The organism is Enterococcus sp. SB12 (assembly GCF_030910025.2).
Classification (GTDB): domain Bacteria; phylum Bacillota; class Bacilli; order Lactobacillales; family Enterococcaceae; genus Enterococcus_B; species Enterococcus_B faecium.
Genome location: NZ_CP175675.1, coordinates 2,525,001 through 2,544,356, shown reverse-complemented (window position 1 = coordinate 2,544,356; position 19,356 = coordinate 2,525,001). Strand labels below are relative to the sequence as shown.

Annotated in this window: 17 protein-coding genes and 1 rRNA gene (1 of these 18 cut by a window edge); 14 read left to right on the top strand and 4 right to left on the bottom strand. The window is 39.7% G+C overall.

Translation table 11 applies throughout. The annotated features are described in order from the left end of the window. The first annotated feature begins 522 nt into the window (after positions 1-522). The 4 genes from rpmH to jag all read left to right on the top strand — a co-directional run bounded on the left by rpmH (position 523) and on the right by jag (position 2,722). The gene (gene rpmH / locus RBL01_RS12635; protein WP_002293121.1) at positions 523-657 is read left to right on the top strand and encodes a 50S ribosomal protein L34; all 135 of its coding nucleotides are present in this window, start codon (positions 523-525) and stop codon (positions 655-657) included. Positions 658-774: 117 nt separating this feature from the next. After that, entirely contained in the window at positions 775-1,131 is a 357-nt protein-coding gene (rnpA, locus tag RBL01_RS12630) for a ribonuclease P protein component (protein ID WP_002295255.1), read from the top strand. Continuing rightward, positions 1,128-1,946 carry a YidC/Oxa1 family membrane protein insertase gene (locus tag RBL01_RS12625; protein WP_002295256.1) on the top strand — a complete coding sequence of 273 codons (819 nt, stop codon included), beginning with the start codon at positions 1,128-1,130 and terminating at the stop codon, positions 1,944-1,946. Before rnpA ends, RBL01_RS12625 begins: the two co-directional genes overlap by 4 nt. Positions 1,947-1,963: 17 nt before the next feature. Beyond that, positions 1,964-2,722: an RNA-binding cell elongation regulator Jag/EloR gene (jag, locus tag RBL01_RS12620; RefSeq protein WP_002318789.1), complete on the top strand. Its 759-nt coding sequence runs from the start codon at positions 1,964-1,966 to the stop codon at positions 2,720-2,722. Between the two features lie 167 nt (positions 2,723-2,889). On the opposite strand, the gene RBL01_RS12615 is transcribed toward jag, so the two are convergent. Beyond that, on the bottom strand, positions 2,890-3,273 hold the full coding sequence (locus RBL01_RS12615; protein WP_002375983.1) for a hypothetical protein: 384 nt from the start codon (positions 3,271-3,273) through the stop codon (positions 2,890-2,892). Between the two features lie 299 nt (positions 3,274-3,572). Between RBL01_RS12615 and mnmE the strand changes: the two genes are divergently transcribed. From mnmE to guaB, 9 genes are all read left to right on the top strand, one after another. Beyond that, the gene (gene mnmE / locus RBL01_RS12610) at positions 3,573-4,970 is read left to right on the top strand and encodes a tRNA uridine-5-carboxymethylaminomethyl(34) synthesis GTPase MnmE (protein WP_002307290.1); all 1,398 of its coding nucleotides are present in this window, start codon (positions 3,573-3,575) and stop codon (positions 4,968-4,970) included. A gap of 16 nt (positions 4,971-4,986) precedes the next feature. Next, positions 4,987-6,888, top strand: a complete 1,902-nt coding sequence (gene mnmG, locus RBL01_RS12605; RefSeq protein WP_002299775.1) for a tRNA uridine-5-carboxymethylaminomethyl(34) synthesis enzyme MnmG — start codon at positions 4,987-4,989, stop codon at positions 6,886-6,888. A gap of 231 nt (positions 6,889-7,119) precedes the next feature. Beyond that, positions 7,120-7,833, top strand: coding sequence for a 16S rRNA (guanine(527)-N(7))-methyltransferase RsmG (gene rsmG / locus RBL01_RS12600; RefSeq protein ID WP_002327580.1), 714 nt, complete (start codon positions 7,120-7,122; stop codon positions 7,831-7,833). Positions 7,834-7,844: 11 nt separating this feature from the next. Continuing rightward, positions 7,845-8,612 (top strand): ParA family protein, encoded by a 768-nt coding sequence (locus tag RBL01_RS12595; RefSeq protein ID WP_002288805.1) that lies wholly within the window; start codon positions 7,845-7,847, stop codon positions 8,610-8,612. After that, positions 8,599-9,489: a ParB/RepB/Spo0J family partition protein gene (locus RBL01_RS12590; protein ID WP_002288806.1), complete on the top strand. Its 891-nt coding sequence runs from the start codon at positions 8,599-8,601 to the stop codon at positions 9,487-9,489. Before RBL01_RS12595 ends, RBL01_RS12590 begins: the two co-directional genes overlap by 14 nt. Before the next feature lie 20 nt (positions 9,490-9,509). Then, positions 9,510-9,701, top strand: a complete 192-nt coding sequence (locus RBL01_RS12585; protein WP_002293106.1) for a DUF951 domain-containing protein — start codon at positions 9,510-9,512, stop codon at positions 9,699-9,701. An 8-nt stretch (positions 9,702-9,709) separates the two neighbouring features. After that, positions 9,710-10,810, top strand: a complete 1,101-nt coding sequence (gene ychF, locus RBL01_RS12580) for a redox-regulated ATPase YchF (protein WP_002318786.1) — start codon at positions 9,710-9,712, stop codon at positions 10,808-10,810. Positions 10,811-10,899: 89 nt separating this feature from the next. Further along, positions 10,900-11,595: a DUF1129 domain-containing protein gene (locus RBL01_RS12575; RefSeq protein WP_002299780.1), complete on the top strand. Its 696-nt coding sequence runs from the start codon at positions 10,900-10,902 to the stop codon at positions 11,593-11,595. Positions 11,596-12,097: 502 nt separating this feature from the next. Next, the gene (gene guaB / locus RBL01_RS12570) at positions 12,098-13,582 is read left to right on the top strand and encodes an IMP dehydrogenase (protein ID WP_002318785.1); all 1,485 of its coding nucleotides are present in this window, start codon (positions 12,098-12,100) and stop codon (positions 13,580-13,582) included. 526 nt (positions 13,583-14,108) lie between these two features. On the opposite strand, the gene serS is transcribed toward guaB, so the two are convergent. The 3 genes from serS to RBL01_RS12555 form a co-directional block, all read right to left on the bottom strand. Further along, the gene (serS, locus tag RBL01_RS12565; RefSeq protein ID WP_002307286.1) at positions 14,109-15,380 is read right to left on the bottom strand and encodes a serine--tRNA ligase; all 1,272 of its coding nucleotides are present in this window, start codon (positions 15,378-15,380) and stop codon (positions 14,109-14,111) included. A 293-nt stretch (positions 15,381-15,673) separates the two neighbouring features. Next, on the bottom strand, positions 15,674-16,882 hold the full coding sequence (locus RBL01_RS12560; protein ID WP_002295267.1) for a sensor histidine kinase: 1,209 nt from the start codon (positions 16,880-16,882) through the stop codon (positions 15,674-15,676). Next, positions 16,869-17,558, bottom strand: coding sequence for a response regulator transcription factor (locus RBL01_RS12555; protein ID WP_002295268.1), 690 nt, complete (start codon positions 17,556-17,558; stop codon positions 16,869-16,871). Before RBL01_RS12555 ends, RBL01_RS12560 begins: the two co-directional genes overlap by 14 nt. 741 nt (positions 17,559-18,299) lie before the next feature. Between RBL01_RS12555 and RBL01_RS12550 the strand changes: the two genes are divergently transcribed. After that, a 16S ribosomal RNA gene (locus RBL01_RS12550) occupies positions 18,300-19,356 on the top strand; it runs 502 nt beyond the window's last position.

Genomic DNA, 19,356 nt, shown 5'->3' with positions numbered 1-19,356 from the left:
ATAAGGCCTCCTCCTTCATTAAAAAGTGAATAACTAGTACTAATTTAGCATTTTTTTCAATAGTTTTCCACAGAAACCGAAGAAAAAAATTTTTTAATTACAATTATCCACACAATCGACAAAAAGAAAAAAGAGAAAAACACAGTTGTCAAAAAAAGTTTTCCACACCACTAATGCACAGGTGGAAAACTCGTAAAAACCAATAGATTTCCTCTTGCGTCTGTGGATAAAAAATATAGATATACCAATAGTTAGGAGACGGAATACACAGGAAATCGCCTGATTGTGGATTACTTTTTTTACACGTGTGTTTTCTGTGTAAAACCAGCCATTTATTATCTGTGGATAATACCTGTGCATAACTTTTTCCACATAGGATTCCCATAGAAAAAAATAATCTTGTGGATAAGTTTTAACAATCGATCTTCTATTTTATATTGACAAAATCACTACTTTGTCGTTATACTATCAAAGTATGTCTGTGTTTATAAAATAGATAAGAACATTTTGGAGGTGGAATATATGAAAAGAACATACCAACCAAATAAACGTAAACGTCAAAAAGTTCACGGATTCCGTAAACGTATGAGTACTAAAAATGGACGTCGTGTGTTAGCTAGCCGTCGTCGCAAAGGAAGAAAAGTTCTTTCAGCTTAGGCCACTGGGGTTTCAGTGGTTTTTTTTATACTCTTTTTTAGGGAAATGATGAAAGGACAATCGTAATTATGGTATGATTATGAGCGTAAGTGAGAGATAGAAAAGGAAAGAAAACTAATGAGAAAAGCGTATCGAGTAAAAAAAGAACGAGAGTTTCAAGCCGTGTTCCATACGGGAGATTCTTTTGCTAACCGCAAATTCGTCGTTTACCGTTTGGAAAAACCGGGACAGCCTCATTTTCGAGTTGGTTTATCTGTAGGAAAAAAGGTCGGCAACGCGGTAAACCGCAATGAAGTCAAACGAAAAATCCGAGCAGCAGTTTATTCTATAAAAGAAGAGATTGATCCGGAGTTGGATTTTATTGTGATTGCTAGACCAAGTGTGAAGGGGTTGACTTATGATGAGGTTCGCTCCAATTTAGTCCACGTCTTAAAACTTGCAAAAATAATCGACAGAGAGGAAAAGAGTAAGTGAAGAAATACAAACGTTTACTTTTGATGGCCGGTATCGTTAGTTTGGTCATCGTCTTATCCGGTTGCGGAACTGGGGAAGTCAGCGCACAGAGTACAGGAATTTGGGATCGTTATATTGTTTATTACTTTGCTGAGGCGATCAAGGCGTTGTCATTTGGTAATGCAGGGATAGGGATCATTTTATTTACACTGATCATCCGCGTGATCCTATTGCCGTTGATGCATTTCCAAACAAAGAGCATGCGTAAAACGCAAGAATTACAACCGAAATTAAAAGCACTGCAGCAACAATATAGTTCAAGAGATCCGGAAACACAAAGTAAGTTAAGAGAAGAGCAGCAGCGTTTATATGCAGAAAATGGCGTCAATCCATATGCTGGTTGTCTTCCTTTATTAGTACAAATGCCAATCTTGATGGCGTTATGGCAATCTATTTCACGTGTACCAGAGTTGAAACAAGGGCATTTCTTATGGTTGAACTTAGGGAACGCGGATCCAACATTTATTTTGCCGATTTTAGCAGCAATCTTTACTTTTGCAAGTACGTATTTATCTAGCATGAGTCAAATTGAATCGAATGCATCAATGAAGATCATGAATTTCGTGATGCCTGTAATGATTTTAGTGATGGGTGTCAATTTAGCCAGCGGTCTTTCATTATACTGGGTAGTTTCCAATGCCTTCCAAGTTGTACAAACGCTGCTGATCAACAACCCTTTCAAAATTCGAAAAGAGCGTGAAGAAGAAGCACGGAGAATCCGCGAAAGAGAACGTGCTCTTAAGAAAGCAATGAATCCTAAGAAAAAACGGAAATAATAGGGGAGGTAATGCTAATGCCGATTTATGAAGCTGCAACAATAGACGAAGCTGTCCAACTAGGTCTGGCTGATTTGGGTTTGGCCAAAGACCAAGTCGAAATCGAAATACTGGAAGAAGGAAAAAAAGGTTTCCTAGGAATGGGTCGAAAGAATGCACGGCTTTCGATCCAGCCAAGTATCAGCGAAAAAGTTTCTGAAACAGCAGAACAGACTGTAGAAGAAATTTTGGAAGAAGAACCAACAGCTGAGATCGAGGTAGTCAACGAAACGATTCTTGAAGAAAAAACAGAAGAAGTAAGTGAGCTAGGTGATGAAGCAGCTTTAACGGAATTGGCAGTTTATCTTACTGAAATTTCAAAACAGCTTGATGCTCCAGCTCTTGTCAAAATGGAAAGAGAATCAAATAATATGGTTGTTTTCCATTTAGAAACACAAAAGCAAGGCATACTGATTGGGAAACATGGAAAAACACTGAATGCATTGCAATATCTGGCACAAGTCTTCATCCATCGTTTAGCAAGAAATAAGCTGTCTGTAGTAGTCAATGTAGGCAATTACCGTGAAAAGCGCCAAGAGATCATTCAGCGTTTAGCTGATCGCACGGCTGAAAAAGTAAAACGGACAGGGCAGCCGGTTTTCTTAGAACCAATGCCTGCATTTGAACGTAAACAAATCCATGCTGCATTAAGCAAAGATGAACATGTAAAAACACATTCGGAAGGTGAGGAACCTTATCGTTATTTAGTAGTAGAACCTGCTAAAAAATATTATTGATTCCATTACTTTTTGAATAAATCACGTTGACAAAGTTTTTCAAACCAAGTATATTTTACTAGAAATCATTCTTATCAGAGTATACGATGAAGTAGTCACTAACTTTGATAGAAAAAAGCGGATCGAAACTGTCTTCAGTTTTGATCCGCTTTTTTTGTCTGTTTCATTTAACCAATCGTTGTTTGGATAAATTGGATCACTGTTCCATAAGCAAAAAGTTCCAGAAAATACTTTCCGTCGCGTTTTTTTTGCTGATACTCAAAATGACAGTTGATTACTGCATTCGCACCATATTCAAGTACCTTCGTCTTTAATTTCCTCTTCGTTGTTAAGAAAAGGTCATCTTTGGGAAAAGATGGGTCAAACAAATCAGCTTCTAAGCATTCCACAACAAAAACGATATCGCGGACGATATATTTCTGGTTGATATTCCCTGTAGATAAAACGACATCGTTGATCCGAGGGTCACTTTCTTCTTCCAATGCAGCAGATCTGAACGGGCTCACATATTTTCTCCTTTCAAAAGTGTATAGTTCAGATAGCGCTACCATTTGGTGTACCGTTTTTTTTAAGAAAGATAAAGCCTTGTTTATACAGTATCTTCTCTTTGAATAAACCAAAGAACGCAAAGAGACATCCAAGGACAATCAAATATAAGGTAATGGAAGCAGAACAGGCTCAACTTCATCTAACTTGTTTTAAACACTTGATTCCTTATAGCAAGTGTGATAATCTATGACCAGAATTTAATCAAGAACAAGCAGTCAAAGTGCGAAGTTCACCGTTTATTGTGCATAAAGGGTGGAGTGGGCACTTTTTTTGTGCGCAAAATGAAAAAGGAAGTGAAAAAATGGCTGAAATTACTTTAGAATTTGATACGATTGCGGCAATTTCTACCCCACCTGGAGAAGGTGCAATCAGTATCGTTCGTTTAAGTGGCGATCAAGCTGTGCAACTAGCAGATAAAGTTTATCAATCTGGAAACAAACGATTATCAGAAGTACCAAGTCATACGATCCATTATGGACATATCGTTGATCCCAAGAGCAATCAGCTTGTCGATGAAGTCATGGTCTCCGTGATGAGAGCACCAAAGACATTTACGCGGGAAGATGTAGTAGAAATCAATTGTCACGGTGGGATCGTTGTAGTCAATCAAATTTTGCAGCTATTGTTAAGAGAAGGTGCAAGATTAGCTGAGCCAGGCGAATTCACAAAACGAGCATTCTTGAATGGTCGTGTTGACCTTTCACAGGCAGAAGCTGTGATGGATTTGATTCGGGCAAAAACAGACAAAGCAATGGGACTAGCTCTTAATCAGTTAGACGGCAATCTGTCTGCTTTGATCCGCTCATTGAGACAAGAGATTTTAGAGACATTAGCACAAGTAGAAGTAAATATTGATTATCCAGAATATGATGATGTCGAAGAATTGACTACGAAGTTATTGCTTGAAAAAGCGCAGATGATCCAACAAAGAATCCAAGCGCTACTTGCTACATCCAAGCAAGGGAAGGTTCTGCGGGAAGGGTTAAGTACGGCAATCATCGGCCGGCCAAATGTCGGCAAATCAAGTTTGTTAAACCATTTGTTAAGAGAAGAAAAAGCAATCGTTACGGATATTGCAGGAACGACTCGAGATGTAATCGAAGAGTATGTCAATGTTCGGGGGGTACCGCTCAAGCTAATCGATACAGCTGGAATTCGGGAAACAGAAGATGTGGTGGAACGGATCGGGGTCGAAAGAAGCCGAAAAGCATTAGCAGAAGCAGACTTGATCTTACTTGTTCTAAACCAAAGCGAACCACTGACAGCAGAAGATGAACAATTATTGGAAGCGACAAGTGGATTGAAACGGATCATTCTTCTAAATAAAACAGATTTGCCAGCACAGCTGGAACAAGAAAAATTGAAGAAATTGATCGAAAATGAACCAGTTTTTTCAATTTCCGTAGCTAAAAACGACGGACTAGATCGTTTGGAATCAGCTATTTCTGATTTATTCTTCAGTGGAGAAACAGGAGAAAGAGACGCTACTTATGTTTCTAATACCCGCCATATCGCGTTGTTAGAAAAAGCTTCCCTCTCACTTGAAGAAGTCATTGCAGGTATTGATGCAGGAATGCCTGTGGATCTCGTTCAAATAGATATGACGCGTTGCTGGGACTATCTAGGAGAAGTTGTCGGCGACAGTGTACAAGATGAGCTAATCACTCAATTATTCAGTCAATTTTGTTTAGGAAAATAAAAGGAGGAACAAACGATTGGAACATTATGAAGCAGATGCGTATGACGTGATCGTTGTTGGCGCAGGACACGCCGGTTCAGAAGCTGCACTTGCTGCTGCACGTATGGGATCAAAAACATTATTACTGACAATAAATTTGGACATGGTAGCATTCATGCCATGTAATCCTTCTGTAGGCGGACCAGCTAAAGGCGTTGTCGTTCGAGAAATCGATGCGTTAGGCGGAGAAATGGGTAAGAATATCGATAAAACCTATATCCAAATGCGTATGTTGAACACAGGAAAAGGCCCAGCTGTCCGAGCATTGCGAGCACAAGCAGACAAACATGCTTATTCAACAGAAATGAAACATACGATCGAAAAAGAACCAAATTTGACGCTAAGACAAGGAATCGTCGAAGAACTGATCGTCGAAGATGGTGTTTGTCATGGAGTAGTGACTTCCACAGGAGCGAGCTACCGGGCCAAAGCAGTTGTTATTACAGCCGGAACAGCACTTCGCGGAGAAATCATTATCGGTGAATTGAAATATTCATCAGGTCCGAATAACTCTCAACCTTCTATTGGACTAGCGAATCATCTAAAAGAACTTGGCTTTGCTATCGAACGGTTCAAAACAGGAACACCGCCTCGAGTAAAATCAAGTACGATCGACTATTCTGTTACAGAAGAGCAACCTGGTGACAAAGAGCCGAATCATTTTAGCTTCAGCACACCAGATAGTGCCTATAAACTAGATCAGGAATCTTGCTGGCTGACCTATACAGGTGAGACGACTCACCAAATTATTCGAGACAACTTACATCGTGCCCCAATGTTTACAGGGATCGTTGAAGGGGTAGGCGCTCGCTATTGCCCATCCATCGAAGATAAGATCGTGCGTTTTGCAGACAAACCACGTCATCAATTATTTTTGGAACCAGAAGGCTTAAATACGGAAGAAGTCTATGTTCAAGGTTTATCTACTTCTTTACCAGAGGATGTTCAAGTCAACATGCTTCATTCTATTGCTGGATTAGAAAAAGTAGAAATGATGCGTACAGGATATGCTATCGAATATGACGTAGTAGAGCCACACCAGCTCCGTCCGACATTAGAAACTAAAGTCGTTGAAAATCTTTATACAGCTGGACAAACAAATGGTACAAGCGGTTATGAAGAAGCGGCTGGACAAGGGCTGATTGCCGGTATCAATGCAGCTTTGAAAGTTCAGGGAAAAGAACCTTTAGTGATCAAACGAAGTGACGGTTACATCGGTGTCATGATCGATGATTTGGTAACAAAAGGAACGAACGAACCTTATCGTTTGCTGACTTCACGTGCTGAATACCGTCTGCTTTTACGTCATGATAATGCAGATTTGCGATTAACAGAAATGGGTCACCGTGTAGGCTTAGTAAAAGAAGATCAATACAAGAATTATTTGAAGAAAAAAGAAGCAGTTGAACAAGAAATCAAACGTTTGATGAATGTACGAATCAAACCAACAGAAGAAGTCCAAGACTTTTTAGCAACGATTAATGCGGCACCATTAAAAGATGGTGTACTAGCAAGCGACTTTTTAAGACGTCCTGAGATTACCTATGCAGATCTTCTACGGTTTATTCCAGAAAATGAAGAATTGACACGAAAAGAAATCGAACAAGTAGAAATCCAAATCAAATATGAAGGCTACATCAAAAAAGCCATGGAAAAAGTAGAAAAATTAAAACGCATGGAAGCGAAAAAGATTCCAGAAAACATCGACTACGCAGCAATCAACGGATTAGCAACAGAAGCAAAACAAAAATTGCAGAAAATCCAACCAGAAACAATTGCCCAAGCTAGCCGAATCAGTGGCGTAAACCCTGCAGACCTAAGTATCCTAATGGTCTATATCGAACAAGGGAAGATTGCGAAAGTCAGTGAACCAGCGTAATACGTAATAATAAATAGAAGAGAGAACTAGTTTTTGCAGAAATTGCTCAAAGCTAGTTCTCTCTTCTGTGTATATTTTATGAGTCATACTAGAAAGAAAAAGTCTATCGGCTTTTCTTACTTTTCAAATTTTTAAGAATCCATATGGAAGGATTGCATGTCTAGGGATTTTGCGTTAAAGTAGGGAGAGAATCTGTGAAACAATTGCTGTTTCACAATGAAAGGAATATTTATGATACCAGAAGAATTTCGCCAATCCTTGGCAGAAAAAGGGATAGAGCTTACCGATCATCAAATGAATCAATTCGCTATTTATTATCGGACATTAGTCGAATGGAACGAAAAGATGAACCTTACAGCTATTACGGATGAAAAAGACGTATACCTGAAGCATTTTTACGATTCACTTACATTAGCATTTGAAGTAGACTTTACGCAGCCTTTTTCTTTATGCGATGTCGGTTCGGGGGCAGGGTTTCCTAGCATACCTTTAAAAATTGCCTTTCCAGAACTGCAGATAACGATCGTTGATTCTCTGAATAAACGAATAACCTTCTTATCTGAGTTAACCCGATTATTAGGAATCGATGCTTCCTTATATCATGACCGGGCAGAAACATTTGGGCAAAATCCTCACTTTCGTGCATCATTTGACCTTGTCACTGCTCGTGCGGTTGCTCGTTTGAATGTGTTAGCGGAATTGTGTTTGCCCTTGGCTAAACAAGAAGGCTATTTTTATGCATTGAAAGCAGCAAAAAGTGAAGAGGAATTGACAGAAGCAAAACAAGCGATTGCTTTATTAGGTGGTAAATTCCTCAAAGAAGAGGCGGTTACCTTGCCGAATGTCTCTGACCAACGGCATATCATCGTTATTCAAAAAAAAAAACCAACCCCAAAGAAATACCCAAGAAAGCCCGGACTGCCTAATAAGCAGCCAATCAAATAGGAGGAGAAGAGATGGCACAAATAATATCTGTTGCGAACCAAAAAGGTGGCGTCGGCAAAACAACGACGACGGTGAATCTAGGTGCTTGTCTTGCTAGCCTTGGTAAAAAAGTATTGCTAGTGGATATGGATGCGCAAGGAAATGCTACCAGTGGTGTCGGGATCAGAAAACCTGATGTGACAAGAGACATCTATGATGTTCTAGTCAATGAATTGCCAATTGATGAGGCAACTTTGATCACTGAACACGAAAATTTGAGTATTGTGCCTGCGACTCTCCAATTAGCAGGAGCAGAGATCGAATTGACGTCAATGATGGCAAGAGAATCAAGATTAAAAGGATCTTTAGCAGAAGTAAGCAGTCAGTATGATTATATTTTGATCGATTGCCCGCCTTCTCTTGGCCATCTGACAATCAATTCATTTACAGCAAGTGATTCGATTTTGATACCTGTTCAGTGTGAGTATTACGCATTGGAAGGATTAAGCCAATTACTGAATACGGTTCGTTTAGTCCAAAAACACTTTAATCCAGAATTAGAGATCGAGGGAGTCTTACTGACAATGTATGATGCACGAACAAATCTGGGAAATGAAGTCGTAGAAGAAGTACGTAAATACTTCCGCGAAAAAGTTTACGAAACGATCATTCCAAGAAATATTCGTTTATCAGAAGCACCTAGTCATGGAAAACCGATCATCGACTACGATCCACGTTCTCGAGGAGCTGAAGTCTACCAAGCATTGGCAAAGGAAGTGGTAAGTCGTGAAGAAAAGTAAAGGATTAGGCCGAGGAATCGATGCACTGTTTCAAGATTTAGAAAACTTAGAGACGGTGGATGTAAAAGATGATACCGTTGTCCAGCTACCATTGAATGAGCTGCGACCAAATCCGTATCAGCCCCGTAAAACATTTGAAGAAGTATCTTTGCAGGAACTAGCTAATTCTATTGAACAATCAGGCGTCTTTCAACCCATCATCGTACGCCGTTCCGCAGTAAAAGGATATGAGATTATTGCAGGGGAGCGACGTTTTCGAGCGTCCAAACTAGCTGAAAAAGAAACGATCCCTGCTATCGTTAGAGACTTTGACGAAGAAGCGATGATGCAAGTAGCAGTGCTGGAAAACTTGCAGCGAGAAGATCTGAATCCGTTAGAAGAAGCAGAAGCATATGAGATGCTGATGAAAAACCTGAAACTAACACAAGCAGAAGTAGCTAGTCGTTTAGGAAAGAGCAGACCTTATATCGCCAATTATTTGCGCTTGCTTTCTTTACCGGATCTTGTCAAGGAAATGGTACAAGATCAGCGTTTATCTATGGGACAAGCCCGTACGCTGTTAGGTTTAAAAAATAAAACATTGATCTTGAAATTAGCCAATCGTGCAGTAACTGAAAATTTAACTGTCCGCCAACTGGAACAGCTTGTTTCTGAGTTAAATCAAAATGATGGAAAAGAAAAGAAAAAAATCCCAAGGCTAGCAAAGGAAAAACCATATTATATCCGAGAAAGCGAAGATCGTTTGATGGATAAATTTGGTACAAGTGTAGCTATCCAAGAAAAAAATGGGAAAGGTAAGATCGAGATTGAATATCTTTCTCAAAAAGATTTGACTCGAATTCTTGATATCTTGAATATTCAATTTGATGAAGAATAAACAAAAAGGAGGCTATTTTTATGTACGACTTGCACGATATCGTTGAAATGAAAAAACCTCACGCTTGCCAGACGAATCGCTGGGAAGTCATTCGAATGGGCGCAGATATCAAAATCAGATGTATGAATTGCGGACATATCGTCATGATGACCCGTCGAGATTTTGAAAAGAAATTAAAAAAAGTAATTGAAAAAAATGCAGAGAAAGAGTGAATAAATTTATGGCATTGACTGCTGGAATTGTTGGGTTGCCCAACGTAGGAAAATCAACTTTGTTTAATGCGATCACAAAAGCAGGAGCGGAAGCAGCAAACTATCCCTTTGCAACGATCGACCCTAACATAGGGATGGTAGAAGTACCTGACTGGCGTTTGCAACGCTTAACAGAACTTGTACATCCGAAAAAAACTGTTCCGACGACTTTTGAATTTACAGATATTGCTGGAATCGTAAAAGGCGCAAGTAAAGGAGAAGGTTTGGGAAATCAATTCTTAAGCCATATCCGCCAAGTAGACGCTATTTGTCACGTTGTTCGCTGTTTTGATGATGATAATATTACTCACGTAGAAGGACGTGTTGATCCACTAGAAGATATTGATACGATCAACTTGGAACTAGTGTTAGCAGACTTAGAATCTATCAACAAACGCTATACTCGTGTAGCAAAAGTTGCTAAAACCAAAGATAAAGATGCAGTGGCAGAACTAGCTGTACTGGATAAAATCAAACCTGTACTGGAAGAAGGAAAATCTGCCCGAACGATCGAATTTACTGAAGAAGAACAAAAAATCGTTAAATCACTATTTTTATTGACGACAAAACCAATTCTTTATGTAGCCAATGTCTCAGAAGATGACGTAGCAGATGCAGACGCGAATCATTATGTACAAGAAGTGCGCAACTTTGCTGCAGAAGAAAATGCAGAAGTGATCGTGGTCAGTGCTCGTGCAGAAGAAGAAATCGCAGAATTAGATGAAGAAGACAAAGCGGAATTTTTAGAAGCTTTAGGAATCGAAGAATCAGGTTTGGATCAGTTGATCCGTGCTGCTTATGATTTGTTAGGCTTAGCTACTTACTTTACTGCTGGGGAACAAGAAGTACGTGCTTGGACATTCAAAAAAGGAATCAAAGCACCACAAGCAGCAGGAATCATCCATTCAGATTTCGAACGCGGATTTATCCGTGCAGAAACTGTCTCTTTTGAAGACTTGGATCATTACGGAAACATGCATGCAGCAAAAGAAGCTGGACGTGTTCGATTAGAAGGAAAAGATTATGTCGTACAAGACGGCGACGTAATGTTATTCCGCTTTAATGTGTAAAAGGGCTATCAAACTAGCTGTAGAATATGGTAGAATGTCTTTTGTGACGACCGTTGAGAAAAGGAACGGCTAAGGAGGACTATTAGATAATGGAACCAGAACAATTACGAGCAATCGTAAAAGAAAACAATAGTTTAGAAACAAAATTAACCAAAAGAAATCAACAGTACATTTTTGATTTGAAAAAATCTTTAGAAGCAGCGAATTTGTCTGAAGAAGAAAAAGTAAAAGCCCTTCATGACATTCTGCCTACTTTAGTTGCAGAACAAAAAGGCGGAAGAACAGCCCGTCAATTGTTTGGGACAGTCTCTGAAAGAACGGAAGCAATCATCAATAAGCCAGCAGAAGTAAAAAATTCATCCACCCCTTTATTGATGTGGTTAGATAATACGTTGCTGTTGCTTGGTCTATTAAGTATCATGATTGCGATTACCGGATTGTTTTCACGTGGAACAACGCCAGCTTATGGCTTTTCTACACTCGTTCTAGGTTCTGCAATCGGTGGCTGGGTCTTTTATATGATGTACAAATACATCTATCAATATGAATATCCCGGAGCAGATCGAAGCAAGAAACCAGGAATGGGTAAGACATTGCTTATCCTAGGTGGAACGACACTTCTTTGGGTCGTACTGTTTTCTGCGACAACACTATTGCCGCCAGTTATCAATCCAGTATTAGATCCAGTAGTAGTTATCATTATCGGGGCAGCTGCTTTAGCAATCCGTTACTACTTGAAGAAAAAATACGGGATTATTGGAAGTTTATCCGTCCCAAGAAGATAAACTAGCAAAAAGATCAGCTATTTTGCTAAATATCGAGGGGTAGTAAAGAACCTCATTTTGTTTATCCATAATTAAATAATAGTAAGGGGCTGTGACAAAAGTCTTGTCACAGTCCTTTTTACGATAAACGGTGTTCTCCTCCAACTCCTCGATCACAAATCACAATATTCAACAAACATGAGAAACTGTTTTTCCGTTTTTTTCTCTAATACTCAGGTCAGGACGCTGATTTCACAGCCTCTTCCTTAAACGGTGTTCAAAAGCTTGCATCTGCGGTAATAAGCCCAACCAATTCAAAAATATGAAAAACTATTTTTGATTGGCTGTTCTTATTACTTGATGCAGGACAGCTTTTTTACAATCTCTTTTAATACACACAGATGTAAACGCTTTATATTGGTATTCTATGAGAAAGCTAACTTGATTCCAAGTAGATCATTGACTTAAATGAAAAAATCAATTATTTTAATAGATAAACTAAATTAGAGGAGTGGTACTAAAAATGTCCAACTGGGAAACAAAGTTCACGAAAAAAGGATTTACTTTTGATGATGTCTTATTGATACCAGCAGAAAGTCGCGTGTTACCAAACGAAGTGGATATGAGCGTACAATTAGCTAAAAATATTAAGTTGAATATTCCAATCATCAGTGCAAGTATGGATACTGTTACCGACAGCAAGATGGCCATTGCTATGGCAAGACAAGGCGGACTAGGTGTGATCCATAAAAACATGACGATCAGCCAGCAAGCGGATGAAGTAAGAAAAGTCAAACGTTCTGAAAGTGGCGTAATCATTGATCCGTTCTTCTTAACGCCACAGCATCTTGTAGCAGACGCAGAAGAATTGATGAGCAAATATCGTATCAGTGGTGTGCCAATCGTTGAAACACTTGAAAACAGAAAATTGGTAGGGATAATTACAAACCGCGACATGCGTTTTGTAACAGATTATCACATGCCGATTGCTGATGTGATGACAAAAGACAACTTAGTGACTGCCCCAGTAGGTACCTCTCTAAAAGATGCAGAAAAGATTTTGCAAAAACATAAAATCGAAAAATTACCAATCGTAGATAACGAAGGTCGTTTAAGCGGATTGATCACGATCAAAGACATCGAGAAAGTGATCGAATTTCCAAATGCAGCAAAAGATGAACATGGTCGTTTGCTTGTAGCAGCAGCCGTTGGTGTAACAAGCGATACATTTGAGCGTGCGAATGCTTTATTAGAAGCAGGGGCAGATGCAATCATCATCGATACAGCTCATGGACATAGTGCAGGTGTGATCCGAAAAATTCAAGAAATCCGTTCAACTTTTGCAGATGCAACATTGATTGCAGGAAACGTTGCGACGGCTGAAGCGACAAAAGCTTTATATGATGCAGGTGTAGATGTCGTAAAAGTTGGTATCGGACCAGGATCGATTTGTACGACACGTGTGGTAGCCGGTGTAGGTGTACCTCAGCTCACAGCTATTTATGATGCAGCATCAGTTGCTCGTCAATATGGCAAAGCGATTATTGCAGACGGAGGGATCAAGTATTCTGGTGACATCGTCAAAGCATTAGCTGCCGGCGGACATGCAGTGATGCTAGGAAGTATGTTGGCAGGGACAGATGAATCACCAGGTGAATTCGAAATCTTCCAAGGACGTCGATTCAAAACATACCGAGGTATGGGCTCATTAGGTGCGATGGAAAAAGGTTCAAAAGACCGTTACTTCCAAGGTAGTGTTAATGAAGCAAATAAATTAGTACCAGAAGGAATCGAAGGTCGGGTTGCTTATAAAGGAAGTGTTGCAGATATTATTTTCCAAATGATCGGCGGTTTGCGTTCAGGAATGGGTTATGTTGGGGCAGCGAATCTACAGCAATTACGTGATGAAGCGCAATTTATCCAAATGAGCGGCAGTGGATTAAAAGAATCACACCCTCATGATGTACAAATCACAAAAGAAGCACCAAACTATTCAGTTGAATCTTAAAAACATTAAAGAGCGTGGGACAAAAGTAAAGAACACTTTTGTCTCACGCTCTAAACACGTATAAACGGCGGAAGCAGAAGCAACTCCTTCGGAAATAAGAAGAGCTGTTTTTTGAATTTGTTCCTTGTAACTCGGAGCTGGGGGGTAGGCTTACGACCTCTCCACTAAACGGTGTTCAATCAGCTGACCCTCGGTATTAGTTCAACAAACGGTAAAATATGAGGGACTATTTTTCCATTTTTTTCTCTAATACTCAGGCCAGGACGCTGATTTCACAACCTCTCGATAAATGGTGTTCAATCAACTAACCCTCGGTATTAGCTCAAAAAACGGCAAAATATGAGGAGCTATTTTTTCATTTTTTTCTCTAATACTCAGGCCAGGACGCTGATTTCACAACCTCTCGATAAATGGTGTTCAAAAGTCAGTTTCTCGGTATTAAGTCCAATTTATGCAAAAATGTGGAAAGCCATTTTCACAAAATTTTTCTTAATACTCGAAACTAAGCGGCTTTTTCACAACCTCTTTATTTAATAACTTTCAGATTCCCCATATAAGGAACGAGCGCTTCTGGAACTGTGACAGAACCATCTTCATTTTGGTAATTTTCCAAAATGGCAGCTACTGTACGGCCAACTGCAAGTCCTGAACCATTCAGAGTATGAGCATAGTGGATTTTTCCATCATTATCGCGATAACGGATCATTGCTCGGCGTGCTTGGAAATCTTCACAGTTAGAACAAGAACTGATTTCACGATAAGTATCTTGTGCAGGAATCCATACTTCTAAGTCATAAGTTTTAGCTGCAGAAAAGCCCATGTCTCCAGTTGATAAGGCCATCACACGATAAGGCAAATGCAATTTTTTCAAGATATCTTCTGCATCAGCTGTCATTTTTTCCAATTCTTCGTAAGAATGCTCTGCATCCGAAAATTTGACCATTTCTACTTTATTGAATTGGTGAAGACGAATCAGTCCTCGTGTATCCCGACCAGCACTTCCGGCTTCAGAACGAAAAGCAGGGCTTAGTGCAGTGAAATAAATAGGTAAATCTGCACCATCTAAAATTTCATCATTATAATAGTTAGTTAATGGTACTTCAGCTGTTGGGATTAACGTTAGATCAGTATTCTCCAATTGGAAAACATCTTCTTTGAATTTTGGAAATTGTCCCGTACCAAACATCGCTTTACTGTTGACGATGTAAGGAGTGATCATTTCAGTATAGCCGTGTTCGTAAATATGCTGATCAAGCATGAAGTTGTAGACTGCACGTTCTAATCGAGCACCTAATCCTTTGTAATAGACAAAACGGCTACCGGCTACTTTTGCGCCACGTTCAAAATCTAAAATATCAAGATTTTCTGCAATTTCCCAGTGTGGTTTTGGTTCAAAAGCAAATGTACGTGGTTCGCTCCAACGACGGATTTCTACATTGTCCTCTTCATCTGTTCCAACTGGCACAGAATCATGGGGAAGGTTTGGCAAAGTAGTTGCAATTTGTTTCAACTTTTCATCCACTTCAGCAATTTCAGTATCCAATGCTTTGATGTTGCCACCGACTTCTTTCATTTCAGCGATTTTAGCAGAAGCATCTTCTTTTGCACGCTTCAATTGGGCGATCTCAGCAGAAACATCATTTCGATATTTTTTTAATTCTTCACTTTTGACTAGTAGCTTACGACGATTTTCATCTAGTTCCATGAATTCAGCTAATGTTTCTTTTTTTACGCCCCGAGTCATCAATTTTTCTTGTACTTCTTCAATATTTTGTCGCATCATTTTTACATCTAACATATGATTTCCTCCTTTTTGAAAATAAAAAAAGACTGATCTATCCCATTATTCTTGGGACGAATCAGTCTGAAATTCGCGGTACCACCCAAGTTCAGCGTCAGCTGCACTTGTTGAACACATAACGGCTGTTGAACCGACCTTTCTTATTTCGAAAGGGCACGTAAACGAACTGGAACTTCCAAATTATCCTTTGCTGATTTACACCTGCCATCAGCTCTCTGAAAAAGAATAAAGTGTACTGGGTTCTGTGTTTTTCATTTATTCTAATAATTGTAATAAGAATAGCGAATATTTCAGCTTTCGTCAATAACTTCCTGTGTATCAATAGGTAATTTTTCATTTTTCTTGATTGGAAGGTGCATGATGAAAGAAGTCCATTGCTTATCTGATTTTGCATAAATGTATCCGCCGTGCAAAGCCACAATGCTTTGAGCGATTGCTAAACCAAGTCCAGTTCCTCCAGTTGCTTGTGAACGAGATTCTTCTACACGATAAAAACGGTCGAATAGATTATCGATTGCCTGTTGTGGGATCATTGCTCCGTTATTTTTGACTGTTGCAACAACTTCTGAACCGATACGTTCTACTTCGATTACGATCTTCGTTGCTCCTTTTCCGTATTTCAACGCATTCGTCAAAAGATTATTGAAGACACGTACAAGTTTTTCGGTATCGCCATCCATGATAAGGGAGTCTACTTTTGATTGAACAAGTATTTGGATATTTTTTTTAGAAGCTTCCAACTCAAAATCAGCTGCTAACTGTTCGATCAACTGGATCATGTCAAAGGCAGAAAAATTCACCGGGACAGCAGGCTGGCGTACCTTAGTGTATTCAAATAAGTCGTCCACTAAAGATTTCATCTGCTTTGCTTTGATATAAGCAGTATGCGTATACTTTAAAAGATCTTCTTCTGAGTGATACTGGCCATCTTCTATCAGTCCTAGGTATCCAATGATGGACGTGAGTGGGGTACGGATATCATGACTGACATTCGTGATCAATTCATCTTTTGATTTTTCGATTTTACGTTCGTCTTCAATCGCTGCTACGGTACTATCCACCAATCCATTGATACTTGTTACCACTCGGCTTAAGTCACCACTCAGTTCAAAAGGGATACGATGATCATAATTTCCGTTTGCGATGTAGTGAAGTTCGCTGATGATATGCCGTAATTGCATTTGGCGATATCTTCGAATCAAGCGCCAATACAAAACACCAATATCTAATAGAAAGAAAAAGGGAATAATAAAATTCCGGCCGTTCCAGAACAAATCAGTGTTCAATCGTTCTGCAAAAATATTCTTTGAATCCCAAATCGCATTCGTCAAAGAAGGTGAACTGTTGATCACCGAACTGATAACAACCAGAATAGAAACATTTAATAGAAGCAAAAGGATAATCGTGATGATTCCTTCCGCTAACAATTCGCTGATTTCTTTTGAAGTCAAATTGATCCGACGGCGTTTTTCAGTTGCTCGTTTACTATCTTGCGTCAATTTTATAGCCCACTCCCCAAACGGTTTGAATGACTTTTTCACCACCAGTTGCTTCTTCAATTTTATCTCTTAAATGACTAACGTGAACCATGACAGTTTTAGCAGAGACAATACTTTCTTGTTTCCAAACACGCTCAAAAATTTCATCCGCGCTAAATACTCGATTAGGATGACTAGCAAGCAAGTAGAGGATACCGAATTCCAAAGCTGTTAACTGGATTTCTTTCCCATCGATTGTTTTAACTTCATGAGAGTCTTTATTGATGATTAATGCATTTACTTCTAATACATCAGGCTGATCTGGAGCAATCTGCATTTTTGTACGCCGTAATAAAGACTTTACTCTAGCCATTACTTCTAACGGATTAAATGGCTTGGTCACATAATCATCTGCACCAGCGACCAGTCCTTTGATCTTATCCATATCAGTAGTTTTTGCTGTCAGCATAATGATTGGTATTTGAGATTCTTTTCGCAGCTCTTTCACTACTTGCATCCCGTCCATCTCTGGCATCATGATATCTAAAATAAGTAATTCAATATCAGGGATTGTTCTGATTTTAGATAATGCTTCTTTCCCATCATAAGCCTTTACTGCTTCATACCCCTCATTGTGAACATAGATACTTAATAATTCAACGATTTCTTTATCATCGTCAGCAATCAAAATTTTCATAAATAAATCCTCCAGAGTCATATTGTTACTATTATTCTAGCAAAAAAAAGCAGAAATAGATAAAAGCAGCACTTTGTTAAGGAAAATTTTAGAAGGTGAGACATCTAGTTGGTGTGAATAAGACAAGAACATGAACATTAAACTGAAAACAAAAGGATTTTACGTCTCTCGGAGTTATAAAGACGAACGAAAAAGGACCAGAACTAACCAATGATCATGTAAGCTAGAAATGTTGATAAATAAGCATTTTCTTATTGACTTTCACATGTGATGTTGATATATTATTATTTGTTCAAAAGAACACCAATAACTTATTAAATAATAAAAAATAAGTTGTTGACATGTTGGAAATGACATGATAAGATAACTGAGTCGTAAAAAAAGAACCACTTGCGAAGCTTGATTCTATCGAAAAAAACTTCAAAAAAGTTCTTGACAAATAACAAACGATAAGTTATGATAAATGAGTTGCTGAAAGATTTCGAAAAACGAAATCGAAAAAAACTTTTAAAAAAGAGTTGACAATCGTTTGTCTCTCTGATATGATATAAAAGTTGCTACGGCAGCCAAAAATGAATCGGGAAACACTCTCGATGAAGTAGACCTTTGAAAACTGAACAAAGTAAGACAAACCAAATGTGTAGGGCGTCTTGATTCAATTCAAGACAACAAACATTTTTAACAAGCAAGCAATATGCTAGCAAACAAATTGAGCTTAACAATCGCAAGATTGTTCGAACTTTTTATGAGAGTTTGATCCTGGCTCAGGACGAACGCTGGCGGCGTGCCTAATACATGCAAGTCGAACGCTTCTTTTTCCACCGGAGCTTGCTCCACCGGAAAAAGAGGAGTGGCGAACGGGTGAGTAACACGTGGGTAACCTGCCCATCAGAAGGGGATAACACTTGGAAACAGGTGCTAATACCGTATAACAATCAAAACCGCATGGTTTTGATTTGAAAGGCGCTTTCGGGTGTCGCTGATGGATGGACCCGCGGTGCATTAGCTAGTTGGTGAGGTAACGGCTCACCAAGGCCACGATGCATAGCCGACCTGAGAGGGTGATCGGCCACATTGGGACTGAGACACGGCCCAAACTCCTACGGGAGGCAGCAGTAGGGAATCTTCGGCAATGGACGAAAGTCTGACCGAGCAACGCCGCGTGAGTGAAGAAGGTTTTCGGATCGTAAAACTCTGTTGTTAGAGAAGAACAAGGATGAGAGTAACTGTTCATCCCTTGACGGTATCTAACCAGAAAGCCACGGCTAACTACGTGCCAGCAGCCGCGGTAATACGTAGGTGGCAAGCGTTGTCCGGATTTATTGGGCGTAAAGCGAGCGCAGGCGGTTTCTTAAGTCTGATGTGAAAGCCCCGGCTCAACCGGGGAGGGTCATTGGAAACTGGGAGACTTGAGTGCAGAAGAGGAGAGTGGAATTCCATGTGTAGCGGTGAAATGCGTAGATATATGGAGGAACACCAGTGGCGAAGGCGGCTCTCTGGTCTGTAACTGACGCTGAGGCTCGAAAGCGTGGGGAGCAAACAGGATTAGATACCCTGGTAGTCCACGCCGTAAACGATGAGTGCTAAGTGTTGGAGGGTTTCCGCCCTTCAGTGCTGCAGCTAACGCATTAAGCACTCCGCCTGGGGAGTACGACCGCAAGGTTGAAACTCAAAGGAATTGACGGGGGCCCGCACAAGCGGTGGAGCATGTGGTTTAATTCGAAGCAACGCGAAGAACCTTACCAGGTCTTGACATCCTTTGACCACTCTAGAGATAGAGCTTCCCCTTCGGGGGCAA

What these genes read in the sequence shown, in the direction of transcription:
- RBL01_RS12575 (WP_002299780.1), top strand. Translation starts at nt 10,900, where the DNA reads ATGGAACCAGAACAATTACGAGCAATCGTAAAAGAAAACAATAGTTTA.
- ychF (WP_002318786.1), top strand. Translation starts at nt 9,710, where the DNA reads ATGGCATTGACTGCTGGAATTGTTGGGTTGCCCAACGTAGGAAAATCA.
- mnmE (WP_002307290.1), top strand. Translation starts at nt 3,573, where the DNA reads ATGGCTGAAATTACTTTAGAATTTGATACGATTGCGGCAATTTCTACC.
- rsmG (WP_002327580.1), top strand. Translation starts at nt 7,120, where the DNA reads ATGATACCAGAAGAATTTCGCCAATCCTTGGCAGAAAAAGGGATAGAG.
- RBL01_RS12555 (WP_002295268.1), bottom strand. Translation starts at nt 17,558, where the DNA reads ATGAAAATTTTGATTGCTGACGATGATAAAGAAATCGTTGAATTATTA.
- RBL01_RS12585 (WP_002293106.1), top strand. Translation starts at nt 9,510, where the DNA reads ATGTACGACTTGCACGATATCGTTGAAATGAAAAAACCTCACGCTTGC.
- serS (WP_002307286.1), bottom strand. Translation starts at nt 15,380, where the DNA reads ATGTTAGATGTAAAAATGATGCGACAAAATATTGAAGAAGTACAAGAA.
- jag (WP_002318789.1), top strand. Translation starts at nt 1,964, where the DNA reads ATGCCGATTTATGAAGCTGCAACAATAGACGAAGCTGTCCAACTAGGT.
- RBL01_RS12595 (WP_002288805.1), top strand. Translation starts at nt 7,845, where the DNA reads ATGGCACAAATAATATCTGTTGCGAACCAAAAAGGTGGCGTCGGCAAA.
- RBL01_RS12615 (WP_002375983.1), bottom strand. Translation starts at nt 3,273, where the DNA reads ATGGTAGCGCTATCTGAACTATACACTTTTGAAAGGAGAAAATATGTG.
- guaB (WP_002318785.1), top strand. Translation starts at nt 12,098, where the DNA reads ATGTCCAACTGGGAAACAAAGTTCACGAAAAAAGGATTTACTTTTGAT.
- rnpA (WP_002295255.1), top strand. Translation starts at nt 775, where the DNA reads ATGAGAAAAGCGTATCGAGTAAAAAAAGAACGAGAGTTTCAAGCCGTG.
- rpmH (WP_002293121.1), top strand. Translation starts at nt 523, where the DNA reads ATGAAAAGAACATACCAACCAAATAAACGTAAACGTCAAAAAGTTCAC.